The following is a 12,000-nucleotide window of genomic DNA, read 5'->3' as shown; positions in this document are numbered from 1 at the left end:
GGGCGCTTTTCTTCCGCCGCGCCTCCAAGCTAGACGGACCGGCGATGACCACGCCCGCGCAACGCCTCAGCCCGGTCTATACCGGAATGCCCGTCACCATCTTCGAACATATGTCGGGCCTTGCCCGCGAACGGGGCGCAATCAATCTGGGCCAGGGCTTTCCGGACGATGCGCCGCCGCCCGAACTGGTCGAGGCCGTCGTCCGCGCCACGCGCGAGCGCTCGCACCAGTATCCGCCGATGGCAGGCCTTGCCGAACTGCGCGATGCGGTGGCCGGCTTCTATGCTCGTGCCCAAGGGCTGTCCCTTGCCCGTGACAACGTGATCGTCACCTCCGGCGCGACCGAAGCCGTAGCCGCCTCGGTCCTGGCCGTGGTCACCCCCGGCGACGAGGTGATCCTGTTCGCCCCGGCTTACGACGCCTATGCGCCGCTGGTGCGCCGCGCCGGCGGCATACCGGTGTTCGTTCCGCTGCGCCCGCCGCACTGGCGCTATCCGCACGAGGCCATCGCCGCCGCGATCACGCCCCGCACCCGCGCGCTCGTTCTCAACGACCCGCTCAACCCCACCGGCACCGTGGCGTCCGACGCGGAGCTCGCCATACTGGCGGAGCTATGCGTGAGCCATGACCTCATCGCGATCTGCGACGAGGTCTGGGAGAACGTGCGATTCGACGGAAAGGCGCACCGTTCGCTGCTGGCCCTGCCCGGCATGGCGGAGCGCACGATCAAGATCGGATCGGCCGGCAAGATCTTCGGCGCCACCGGCTGGAAAGTCGGCTGGATGGTCGCCGCGCCGGCCATGGCCGCCGTGCTGGGCCGCGCGCACCAGTTCCTGACCTTCACCACACCGCCGATGCTCCAGTGGGCGCTGGCCGAAGCGCTCGCCGATCCCGCCATCGCCGCCGGGCGTCAGGCCAGCTGGGGCGCCTCGCGCGCCGTGCTGATCGACGGCCTGCGCCGTGAAGGCTTCGTAGTGCTCGACAACGCGGCAACCTGGTTCGCCTGTATCGACCTTGCCGCCTCGGGCATCGCGCTCGACGATCGCACCTTCAGCGAGCGCGCAGTGCGCGAGGCGGGCGTCGCCTCGATCCCGCTCTCCGCGCTGTGGGAAGGCCCCGGCGGCCCCACCACGATCCTGCGCCTGTGCCACTGCAAGCCGGCGGCGATGCTGGAAGAAGCCGTCACCCGTCTCGCCCGCTGGCGCGAAAGCCTGTAAACCGCGCGTCCGTTTCCGTGGCGCGCATTCCGCCGCTGGACGACCTCGGCCAGCAGCGCCTATCTGCCAATCCATGGTTCAACCGATTGTTTTCAACCGCCGCCGCCTGCTGATGGGACAAGGCGCGCTGGCGCTGTCCGCCACGCTCGCCCCGTTGTTCCCCGCGTGGGCGCGTGGCGCGAACGGCGGCCATCACGGCATGGTCACCGGCCCCGATGCGGTAGCCGGCATCGGCGATGCGCTCAGCGGTGAGCGGATCGCACTGACCATCGGGGAAAGCCGATTTGCGGTGGGGAAGCGTTCGGCTGCCGCCGTCAGCATCAACGGCTCCATTCCCGGCCCGCTGATCCGCCTGCGCGAAGGGCAGACAGTGCGGATCGACGTGACCAACCGGTTGCGGGAGCCGTCCTCGATCCACTGGCACGGGCTGCTCGTGCCGTTCCAGATGGACGGCGTGCCCGGCCTCAGCTTCCCCGGCATCGATCCGGGCGAGACGTTCACCTATGAATTCCCGGTCCGGCAGGCCGGCACCTACTGGTATCACAGCCATTCGGGGATGCAGGAGGCCGTCGGGCTCTACGGCCCGATCGTGATCGACCCCGCCACGCCTTCCAGCGCCTCATACGACCGCGAATACGTGCTCATGCTGGCCGACTGGAGCCCGCTGCACCCGCACGAGATAATGCGGCAGCTGAAGGCGATGAGCGGCACGTTCAACATGCGCAAGCAGACGCTGTCCGGCCTGCTCGCCGGGCGCGACCAGAGCGCGAAGGAACGGTTCGCCTGGGCGGGAATGCGCATGGACCCGACCGACATTTCCGACGTCACCGGCAGCACCTACAGCTACCTTGTCAACGGGCACGACAGCGCGGCGAACTGGACCGCGCTCTATGCACCGGGCGAACGGGTGCGGCTGCGCGTGATCAATGCATCGGCCATGACCAACTTCAACCTGCGCATCCCCAGTCTGTCCATGACGGTGATCGCCGCCGACGGACTGGACGTGCAGCCGGTGGAAACCGATGAAATCCAGATCGCTATCGCCGAAACCTACGACGTGATCGTCACACCCGCAGGCGCCGGCCCGCACGCGATCGTGGCCGAGGCGCTGGACCGCAGCGGGCAGGTCCGCGCCACGCTGGCCACCAAGCCGGGGATGGCGGCCCCGATCCCGCCGATCCGCTCCCGCCCGGTCCTCACCATGCGCGATATGGGCATGGATATGAAGGGCATGGGCGAAATGCACCATTCGATGGCCATGCGCGATGGCGCCAACGCGCCGTCGGTGAAGATGGGGCCGGGCGTTGCCATGATCGCGCCGATGCCGGTGGACCGGCTGGCCGACCGCCCCACCGGCCTGGAGGAGGTGGACCACCGCGTCCTCACCTATGCGGACTTGCGTGCGCGGGATGCCAACCCCGATCAACGCACGCCCTCGCGAGAAATCGAGGTCCACCTCACCGCCAACATGGAACGCTACATGTGGTCGATCGACGGCGAGACGATCTCGGGCGGCGCGAAGCCCATCCCGTTCCGGCTCGGCGAGCGGGTGCGCGTTACCCTGATCAACGACACGATGATGCCGCACCCGATCCACCTGCACGGCCATTTCTTCGAACTGGTCACCGGCGATCCGGGGCACCGGCCGCGCAAGCATACCGTCAACGTCCTGCCGGGCGGCAAGGTTGCGTTCGACCTGACCGCCGATGCCGAAGGCGACTGGGCGTTTCATTGCCACATGCTGCTGCACATGCACGCGGGGATGATGCGCGTCGTCACCGTGCGCCGCGAAGGGGAGGCGTGACCGTGCGCGCATTGCCCCTCGTGCTCGCCGTCGCAGCCACGTTCACGCAGGCCACGCCCGCCCACGCACAGGATGCGCACGCCCAGGATGTTCACGCGGGACACGACATGGGCGCCATGGATCATTCGGGCCACCCGATGCAGGGCATGGAGCAGAGCGATCCGCACGCGGGGCACGCCATGCCCGCCTCGGATGAAGACGATGCCGACACGCCCGGCGACGCACCGCCTCCCCCCGTCCCCACCGACCATCCGGCCGACCGCTTCTTCGATCCCGCGCGCATGGCCGCCGCGCGTGCCGATCTGGCAAGGGAAGGCCGCTTCTTCGGCAACGCGCTGATCGTCGACCGGCTGGAATACCGCGCCGTCCGGGGCCGCGACGGCTATGGCTGGCAGGGCGAGGCCTGGATCGGCGCCGATCTCGACAAGCTGGTGATCGCCAGCGAAGGCGAAGGCGCGTTCGGCGAAACGGCGGAGCGGATCGAACTGCGCGCCCTCTGGCGCCACGCCATCGCGCCCTATTTCAACCTGGAAGCCGGCGTGCGCCACGATTTCCAGCCCGGCCCGCAGCGCACGTATGCCACGTTCGGGATAGACGGCCTGGCCCCCTACTGGTTCGATGTGGAGGCGCAGTTGCTGGTCTCGGACAAGGGCGATGTCCACGCCCGCGTCGAAGGCAGCTACGACCTGCGGCTGACCAACCGCCTCATCCTCCAGCCCGCCTTGGAACTCGACGCCGCGTTCCGGGACGTGCCCGAACTGCGCACCGGCGCAGGCTTCGACCGGCTCGAAGCCGGGGCGCGGCTGCGCTACCAGATTACCCGCCAGCTTGCGCCCTACATCGGCGTCCACTGGGAACGCCGACTCGGCGAAACCGCCCGCCTTGGCGCGTTGGCCGGCGAAAGAGCCTCAACGGTCAGCCTGGCGATCGGCGTCCGGAGCTGGTTCTAGACGGCGAGGGCCAGCAATGCGCGTGTCCTTCGGCAAGCACAGGACGAGCGGGATATGGGATTTGGCGACAGCCCGATCCAGTTGACCGTTCTACACCCCCTCAAAACGGCAATTCGGCCTGCTGCCGCCCCGCCTCCCCCGACGGCACCTCGTCATCATCATCGTCGTGATCGCCTTCCAGCGCGGAGAGCGTGAGGCCCATCAGCCGGATCGGTTGCGGCAGCGGCAGCACGGCTTCCAGCAGGTCGCGCGCCATGGAGGCGAACACGGTCTTGTCCGCCACCGGGCGCGGCGACGATTTCGCCCGCGTCATACTGGTGAAATCGATGGACTTCATCTTGAGCGTGACTGTTCGGCCCTGCGCGCCCGCCCGTTCGATACGGTCCCACACGATGTCGATGATCCGCTCCAGCGCCTCCCGCAAGGCAGGCCCGGAAGACAGGTCACGATCGAACGTCCGCTCGCCGCCCACCGATTTGCGCGGCCTGTCGGCGCGCACCCGGCGCAGGTCTATCCCGCGCGCGGCGCGATAGAGGTAATCCGCCAGGCTGCCGAAGTGGCTCCGCAGAAACGCCAGGTCCTTCGCCAGCAGGTCCGCGCCCGTTTCGATCCCCAGCCCCGCCATCTTCTCCGCGCCGCGCGGGCCGATGCCGTGGAAACGGCGCACCGGCAGTCCGGCGACGAAGGCCGCGCCCTCGCCCGGCCGGATCACGCACAGGCCGTCGGGCTTGTTCTGGTCGCTCGCCAGCTTGGCCAGGAACTTGTTGTACGATACCCCCGCGCTCGCGGTCAGCCCGGTTTCCGCGCGGATGCGCTGGCGGATCAGTTCGGCGATGCGCGTGGCGGAACCGATCCCGCGAATGTCGTCGGTCACGTCGAGATAGGCCTCGTCCAGCGACAGCGGCTCGACGTGCGGCGTGTAGTCCTGGAAGATCGCGCGAATCTGCTGCGACACGCCGCGATAGACATCGAAGCGGGGTTTGCGGAAGATCAGGCCCGGGCACAGCCGCGCCGCGCGCACCGACGGCATGGCGGAGCGCACGCCGAATACCCGCGCCTCGTAGCTTGCCGCCGCGACCACTCCACGCTCCGACGAACCGCCGACCGCCACCGGCTTGCCCTTGAGGGAAGGCTCGTCGCGCTGTTCGACGCTGGCATAGAAGGCATCCATGTCGACATGGATGATCTTGCGCAGCCCGTCGCCGGACTCTTCCTCGCCGGGATCGTTTCGCGCTGGTTCCATGATTTGCAGGCTAGCCTATTTCGCCCCAGGGCATAAAGGGTTGGGGTGAATCCCCCGAACGGACTACCCCGATTTCAATGACCAGCGAGAACCACCACCAGCCAGAGGAAACGACGGGAACGCCAAGGGGACGCGAATTCGTGGCGATGATGGCCATGCTGATGGCCCTGCAGGCGCTGGCGATCGACGGCATGCTGCCGGCGCTGGGCCAGATCGCGCACGACCTGAACGTGACCGATCCCAACCGACGGCAACTGGTGGTCGGCGTGTTCCTGCTCGCCGCCGGCGTGGGTGCGCTGCTGCCCGGCACGCTGGCGGACCGCTTCGGACGGCGCCCCGTGGTGTTGACCAGCCTGGGCCTGTACATCGTGTTTTCGCTGGCCTGCGCGATGGCCCGCGATTTCGATACGCTGCTGGTGCTGCGCGCGCTGCAGGCGGTCGGCAGTTCGGGCGTGACGGTGCTGCCCGGCGCGATCATCCGCGATCGCCACAGCGGCGATCGCATGGCGCGGATGCTGTCGACGATCTCCGTGGTGTTCATGGTCGTGCCGATGCTGGCGCCCAGCGTCGGGCAGTTCGTGCTGCTGTTCGCAGGATGGCGCTGGATTTTCATCATGCTGGCGGTGATGGCCGCACTGGTCGCGCTGTGGGTCGCCCTTCGGCTCGACGAGACGCTGCGGCCGGAATTCCGGCAGCCGATCAATCCAGCGGCAATCGCGGTGAACATGATCGCCGCCGCCTCGAACCGGGCGTCGATCGGCTATGTCCTGGGCGGATCGCTGATGTTCGGCGCGCTGCTGGGCTATATCAATTCCTCGCAGCAGCTTGTCGCGGAACACTTCGGCGCGGGTAGCGCCTTCCCGCTGCTGTTCGGGGCGACGGCGGTGACGATGGCCTGCGCCAGTTTCTCCAACTCGCGCATCGTCGAACGGTTCGGCGCGCGGCGCGTGTCGCACACCGCGCTGTTCGTCTATATCGGCGTAAGCTGCCTGCAGGTGTATTTCGCCACGCGTCCGCACCAGACGCTGTGGCAGTTCATGCCGCTGATCGCGATGAACATGTGCCTGATGGGCTTCGTCGGCGCCAATTTCAGCTCGATCGCGCTCCAGCCCTTCGCCAAGATCGCGGGCGCGGCGAGTTCGGTCCAAGCGTTCATGCGCATGGCGCTCGGCTCGTTCATCGGCATGATAATCGGGCAGGCGTTCGACGGCACCGCCCGCCCGCTCGCGATCTCGTTCCTGGCCGCCGGCATCCTGGCGCTGATGCTGGTGCTGTTCAGCGAGAAGGGACGGCTGTTCCGCCGTCTGCTGCCGCCGGGCACGCCGCGCATCATCGTCGATCACTGAGGCACAGCAGGCTTGGAGCCTCGCGCGGATCAGTCCGTCAGCGCGGCGATCAGCGCCTTGACCTTCTTCTGGCGCCATTGCGGCAGCGGTGCGACCAGCCAGTATCCGCGCCGGCTTGGCTCGGCTTCGCCCACGGCGGCGACGCGCCCTTCGGCAACGGCCGTCTGCGCCAGCAGCACCGGCACGCGCGCCTTGCCCAGTCCGGCAGCGGCGGCGCTGATCGCGGTGCCGGCATCGCCGACGGAAAATGCCACCTCCGCACCCTCCCCGCCCGGCGCGGGATCGCCCGGCCAGCCGATCCACGGCGCGTCACCGCCATCGCTGCCGACGGCCGTCACGACGATCACCGCCGCCTCCCCCAGCGCGATCCCTTCCAGATCGCCCGGCCCTTCGGCCCAGCGCACGGCGAGATCGAGATTGGCTTCGGTGAAATCGATGTCGGCATCACCCCCCACCAGCGCGAAGCGCAACTGGTCGTTGCCGGCGCGGAAGGTGGCAAGGCGCGGGGAAAGCCAGGCGGCGAACACGTCGCGCGGGCAGGCGATGGTATAGACATGGCTCGATTGCCCGGCCTGCATCGCCTGCACGCCTTCCTCAAAGCGCAGGAAGCCCTCGCGGATCGCGTCCAGCCCGGCCAGCGCCTCGTCGGTGAGTTCCAGGCCCTTGGACGTGCGGCGGAACAGGACCACGCCCAGCAGGTCTTCCAGCGCGCGGATCTGCTGCCCGACGGCCGCCGGCGTCACCGCCAGTTCATCGGCCGCACGGGTGAACGAAAGGTGCCGCGCCGCCGCATCGAGCACGCGCAGGCCATTGAGCGGCAGGTGCGTCCGCTTCATCCTCGTTTCCTTCCCTGCGTCAGTTCGCGGTGGCCGGAGCGGCCAGCGGGAAGAACGGGATCGCCACTTCGAACAGCGATCCGTCCGGACGCTGCATGGTGTAGTGCCCTTCCATGCTGCCCTGCGGCGTTCCCAGCGGACAGCCGGAAACGTAATCGTGCGTCTGCCCCGGTTCGAGCAACGGCTGTTCGCCAACCACGCCTTCGCCGTCGACGAAGTTCACGTTGCCGCGCCCGTCGGTGATCCGCCAGTGGCGCGACAGAAGCTGGAACCGCTGCGCCGAGTCGTTCTCGATGCGGATGTGATAGACCCAGAACCATTTGCCCGCATCGACGCGGGATTGTTCGGGCAGGAAATTGACCGCAACCCGGACGGTCACGCCCTCCGTCACTGCGGCATGCTGGAAGAGCTGCTTCATACCTTGGGAGCCTATCGTACATCGGCTCCGGTTCCAATCAAGGAATTGCCGTGCTTGCCGGAATGCGATTTGGCGCCCACAGGAAAACGCCATGCACATTCGCGCGCCCGCCATCCTCTGCGCCGTCCGCGCCCACGGCGAACACGGGGCCGTGGTGCGCCTGCTGACCGCCGATCACGGGCTTGTCGCCGCCTATGTCGCGGGTGCGCGCGGACGGGAAATGCGGCCCTTGCTGATCCCGGGTAACGTGCTGGACGCCGATCTGCGCGCACGCAACGACAGCCAGCTTCCTTCCGCCCGGATCGAACTCGTCACCAGCCGGGGTCCGTGGCTGACCGAGCCGCTGCCCAGCGCGGCGATCGGCTGGGCCTGTGCGCTGACCGCCGCGACATTGCCCGAAGGCTATCCCTATCCCGCGCTTCATGCCGCGCTCGGGGCGACGCTCGATGCGATATGCCACGCCCCCTCCGCGCGCGGCTGGGCGCGGGCGATGGCGGGGTACGAAGCGCTGCTGCTGCGGGAAGTGGGCTATGGGGCCGTCCCCGCCCCGCCAGCGGACGAGGGCTGGCCGGCGCTGCTGGACCGGCTGGACCGGCATGGCACGGCGATCGGGAACCGCCTGCTTGCCGATCGCCACCGCGATGTTATGGCGGCGCGCGCGATTCTGCTAGACCGGCTGAAACGCATGGACGCTTGATTGAGGGATGCACATGAAGATCGCAGTTCTGCCGGGCGACGGCATCGGCCCCGAAGTGACGCACGAGGCGGTACGGGTGATCGAAGCGCTTGGCGCAGGCGATATTGCCATGGAGCAAGCCCCGGTCGGCGGCGCGGCCTACAAGGCCCATGGCCATCCGCTGCCCCCCGAAACGCTGGACATCGCGCGCCGGTCCGATGCGATCCTGTTCGGCGCGGTGGGCGATCCCGATTGCGATGCGCTGGAACGGCACCTGCGCCCCGAACAAGCGATCCTGGGGCTGCGCAAGGAGCTGACGCTGTTCGCCAACCTGCGTCCGGCCAAGGTGTTCAAGGGCCTTGAGGACCATTCCGCGCTGCGCCCCGAAGTCGCCTCCGCCATCGACCTGCTGATCGTGCGCGAACTCAATGGCGACGTCTATTTCGGCGAAAAGGGCTTTCGCACCACCGCCAGCGGCGAACGCGAAGGCTATGACGTGATGTCCTATGCGGAAAGCGAGGTGCGCCGCATCGCCCATGTCGCGTTCCGCGCCGCACGCACCCGCGCGCACCGTGTCTGCTCGGTGGACAAGGCCAACGTGCTCGAAACCTCGCAGCTGTGGCGCGACGTGATCGTCGAGGTGGCGAAGGAATATCCCGACGTCACGCTCGATCACATGTACGTGGACAACGCGGCGATGCAGCTGGTGCGCAACCCCGGCCAGTTCGACGTGATGGTCACCGGCAACCTGTTTGGCGATATTCTTTCGGATCAGGCCAGCATGTGCGTCGGCTCGATCGGGATGCTCGCCTCCGCCTCGCTGGGCGAGCGCCAGACCGAATACGGCACGTTCGGGCTTTACGAGCCGATCCACGGCTCCGCGCCCGACATCGCCGGCAAGGGTCTGGCCAACCCGATGGCGACGATCCTGTCCGCCGCGATGCTGCTGCGCCACTCGCTTGGCCTGGCCACGCAGGCCGACCGCATCGAACGCGCCGTGGCGCGGGCGCTGGAAGACGGCGTGTTCGGCCGCGATCTTGGCGGGACCGCGGGCACGACGGAAATTGGTGACGCCGTGCTGGCAAGGCTGTAAAGGCCCGCCCCCATGATCGAACTCGCTGTCATCCTGCCCACGTTCAAGGAACGCAAGAACCTTGCCCCCATGGTCGCCCGGCTCGATGCCGCGCTGGCCGGCATCGCGTGGGAAGCCATCTTCGTCGACGACAACAGCCCCGACGGCACCTCCGACGAAGCCCGCGCCATCGCGCAGCAGGATGCGCGCATCCGCGTGATCGAACGCTTCGGGCGGCGCGGCCTTGCGTCCGCCGCGATCGAGGGCATGTGCGCCACCGCCGCGCCGATCGTCGCAGTGATGGACGCCGACGGCCAGCACGATCCCGCCCTGCTGCCGGAAATGCTGGCAGCGGTGAAAAGCGGGGAATACGACCTCGCCTACGCCTCGCGCTTCGCCGAAGGCGCCAGCGTCGATGCCTGGGGCCGCCCCGATCGCGTCAAGGCCTCCGGCCTTGCCAACCGGATCGCCCGCAAGGTGACCGGCGTGCAGCTGTCCGACCCGATGAGCGGCTTCTTCATGCTGCGCGCCGAAACGCTGCGCGCCGATGCCCACCGCCTTTCCGGCGTGGGCTTCAAGATCCTGCTCGACATCCTCGCCACGGTCGATGCGCCGCTGCGCGTCAAGGAACTGCCGCTGCATTTCGCGGCCAGGCTTGACGGGGAATCGAAGCTCGACCAGACGGTCGTGTTCGAATTCCTCGTCGGACTTTACGACAAGTGGCTGGGCCGCTTCATCCCCACCCGCTTCGCCCTGTTTGGCACCGTGGGCGCGCTGGGCGTGGGCGTGCAGATGAGCGCGTTGTGGCTGGTGCTGCACCTGCTGCTGGGCGAACGCTTCGTCTATGGCCACTGGTCCAGCAACGTGACCTTCAACGTGGCCAACACGATCGCGGCGGTCATCGCGATGACCTTCAACTTCGTGCTCAACAACGAGCTGACTTATTCGGACAAGCGGCTGCGCGGCTTCGTTCCGCTGATGCGCGGCTGGGCCAAGTTCGCCATGACCTGCTCGCTGGGCCTGCTCACCAACGTCGGCTCGGCAGCGGCGCTGAAGGCCATGGGCTTCCACGATTTCGTCGCGGTGATCGTGGGCATCGTGCTGGGTTCGGTATGGAACTTCGCGCTTTCGTCCAAGTTCGTCTGGGGCAAGTACTGATCCGGTGAACGGCGCGCGCCTGCCCCGGCCGCAGGCCGCGCTGCTGCTGCTTACCGCGGCCGGCGCGCTGTTCAGCCTGATCGACACGCCCTTCCCGCACCTTGCGCCGCTGCAGAACCTGCCGACGCTGGCCATTGCCGGCGGCTTGGCGCTGGCTCTGCGCCGCTGGCCAATCCCGACCGGCGCTGTCGCCTGCATCTGCCTGTTCCTGGCGCTGCACACGCTGGGCGGGCGCTACATCTATTCCAACGTGCCCTATGACGCCTGGGCACGCGCGCTCGGTCTTCCCGCGCCCGGCGACCTGTTCGGCCTGCGCCGCAACAGCTACGACCGGCTGGTCCATTTCAGCTTCGGCGCGCTGATGGTGCCGCCGGTCTCGGCATGGCTCGCACGCCATGGCGGGGTGCGACGGGGTCTGTCGGTCTATCTCGCGGTCGAGTTCGTGCTGGGCGCCAGCGCCTTCTACGAAATCTTCGAATGGCTGCTGACCGTGGTCATGACCGGCGCGGACGCCGATGCCTATAACGGCCAGCAGGGCGATATGTGGGACGCGCAGAAGGACATGGCCTGCGCCGCCGTCGGCGCGGTCTGCACCGCGCTCTGGCTTACCCTGCGCCGCAAATAGCGCTGCCTTACAGCTTGCCGAACTTCGCCTCGTAACCGGCGGTGTCCCCGCTGGCGAGGAACTTGCACTGTTCCACCCAGTTGTCGCGCGTGGCGCGGCCGGCAAACGTGCCGAGCCGCGCGTCGATCGCCTTGATGTCCTCGTCGGTCCAGGCGGCAATCTGGGCATAGCGCGTGACGCCCAGCTCGGTCAGGGCGGCGCGCAGCTTGGGGCCGACGCCCTTGATCTTCGAAAGGTCATCCGCGTCGCGTTCGGCCGATGCAGCCGCCTGCGTCAGTTCGCTGGTCGCCGCGGCGGCCACCACTTCGCCCAGGCCCGCCATCAGCTCCACGCCCGGCGGGGGCGTGATCGCGGGAATGGCGGCGGCGGGCGGCGCATCAATCAGCGCGGTGTTGCGCTGCGCGGGCGCCGCGCCTTCGGACAGCACATCGTCGAACTCGCGCCGGGCCAGAGCCGGCTTTGCCCGCCCGAACAGCCACCAGATGACCAGCAGCGCCAGCACCACGGCCGCGCCCGCCATAATCCAGTTCGCCTCGATCCATTCGACCATGAAACGCTCCCCAACCCGGCGCGCCGGGTCCAGTCCGGCCACGCCTTACACGCCCGCGCCTTTCCCACGGCGCGGGCGTGTTGCCAAGTCAGATCAACGGAGGGG

General features: G+C 68.2%; 12 protein-coding genes. 8 read left to right on the top strand and 4 right to left on the bottom strand.

Features of this window, described 5'->3' with window-relative positions; genetic code table 11:
• The first annotated feature begins 44 nt into the window (after nucleotides 1-44).
• The 3 genes from FA702_RS16410 (at nucleotide 45) to FA702_RS16400 (ending at nucleotide 3,971) form a co-directional block, all read left to right on the top strand.
• Nucleotides 45-1,217: an aminotransferase gene (locus FA702_RS16410; protein WP_136956966.1), complete on the top strand. Its 1,173-nt coding sequence runs from the start codon at nucleotides 45-47 to the stop codon at nucleotides 1,215-1,217.
• A gap of 73 nt (nucleotides 1,218-1,290) precedes the next feature.
• A complete protein-coding gene (locus FA702_RS16405; protein ID WP_136956965.1) occupies nucleotides 1,291-3,021 on the top strand; it encodes a copper resistance system multicopper oxidase in 1,731 nt (576 codons plus the stop codon).
• A gap of 2 nt (nucleotides 3,022-3,023) precedes the next feature.
• Nucleotides 3,024-3,971, top strand: a complete 948-nt coding sequence (locus FA702_RS16400) for a copper resistance protein B (protein WP_255504620.1) — start codon at nucleotides 3,024-3,026, stop codon at nucleotides 3,969-3,971.
• Nucleotides 3,972-4,071: 100 nt separating this feature from the next.
• On the opposite strand, the gene dinB is transcribed toward FA702_RS16400, so the two are convergent.
• The gene (gene dinB / locus FA702_RS16395) at nucleotides 4,072-5,214 is read right to left on the bottom strand and encodes a DNA polymerase IV (RefSeq protein WP_136956964.1); all 1,143 of its coding nucleotides are present in this window, start codon (nucleotides 5,212-5,214) and stop codon (nucleotides 4,072-4,074) included.
• A gap of 77 nt (nucleotides 5,215-5,291) precedes the next feature.
• Between dinB and FA702_RS16390 the strand changes: the two genes are divergently transcribed.
• Nucleotides 5,292-6,560 carry a multidrug effflux MFS transporter gene (locus tag FA702_RS16390; RefSeq protein WP_136956963.1) on the top strand — a complete coding sequence of 423 codons (1,269 nt, stop codon included), beginning with the start codon at nucleotides 5,292-5,294 and terminating at the stop codon, nucleotides 6,558-6,560.
• A gap of 29 nt (nucleotides 6,561-6,589) precedes the next feature.
• Here the strand turns inward: FA702_RS16390 and FA702_RS16385 are convergent, their stop codons facing one another.
• Nucleotides 6,590-7,396 carry a LysR family transcriptional regulator gene (locus FA702_RS16385; RefSeq protein WP_136956962.1) on the bottom strand — a complete coding sequence of 269 codons (807 nt, stop codon included), beginning with the start codon at nucleotides 7,394-7,396 and terminating at the stop codon, nucleotides 6,590-6,592.
• 19 nt (nucleotides 7,397-7,415) lie between these two features.
• Nucleotides 7,416-7,814, bottom strand: a complete 399-nt coding sequence (apaG, locus tag FA702_RS16380; protein WP_124808459.1) for a Co2+/Mg2+ efflux protein ApaG — start codon at nucleotides 7,812-7,814, stop codon at nucleotides 7,416-7,418.
• 91 nt (nucleotides 7,815-7,905) lie between these two features.
• Here apaG and FA702_RS16375 point away from each other — a divergent pair, with 91 nt between their 5' ends.
• From FA702_RS16375 to FA702_RS16360, 4 genes are read left to right on the top strand one after another with little or no spacing between them, the layout of a single operon-like run.
• Nucleotides 7,906-8,511 carry a DNA repair protein RecO gene (locus FA702_RS16375; protein WP_136956961.1) on the top strand — a complete coding sequence of 202 codons (606 nt, stop codon included), beginning with the start codon at nucleotides 7,906-7,908 and terminating at the stop codon, nucleotides 8,509-8,511.
• A gap of 13 nt (nucleotides 8,512-8,524) precedes the next feature.
• Nucleotides 8,525-9,583, top strand: a complete 1,059-nt coding sequence (gene leuB / locus FA702_RS16370) for a 3-isopropylmalate dehydrogenase (protein WP_136956960.1) — start codon at nucleotides 8,525-8,527, stop codon at nucleotides 9,581-9,583.
• A 12-nt stretch (nucleotides 9,584-9,595) separates the two neighbouring features.
• The gene (locus FA702_RS16365) at nucleotides 9,596-10,720 is read left to right on the top strand and encodes a glycosyltransferase family 2 protein (RefSeq protein ID WP_136956959.1); all 1,125 of its coding nucleotides are present in this window, start codon (nucleotides 9,596-9,598) and stop codon (nucleotides 10,718-10,720) included.
• A gap of 4 nt (nucleotides 10,721-10,724) precedes the next feature.
• A complete protein-coding gene (locus FA702_RS16360) occupies nucleotides 10,725-11,345 on the top strand; it encodes a DUF2238 domain-containing protein (protein ID WP_136956958.1) in 621 nt (206 codons plus the stop codon).
• 7 nt (nucleotides 11,346-11,352) lie between these two features.
• Here the strand turns inward: FA702_RS16360 and FA702_RS16355 are convergent, their stop codons facing one another.
• A complete protein-coding gene (locus tag FA702_RS16355; RefSeq protein WP_136956957.1) occupies nucleotides 11,353-11,895 on the bottom strand; it encodes a helix-hairpin-helix domain-containing protein in 543 nt (180 codons plus the stop codon).
• Nucleotides 11,896-12,000 lie beyond the last annotated feature (105 nt).

This window comes from Novosphingobium sp. EMRT-2 (genome assembly GCF_005145025.1).
GTDB lineage: Bacteria > Pseudomonadota > Alphaproteobacteria > Sphingomonadales > Sphingomonadaceae > Novosphingobium.
Note: the sequence above shows the minus strand (reverse complement) of the source record. Positions and strands in the feature narration are given on the sequence as shown.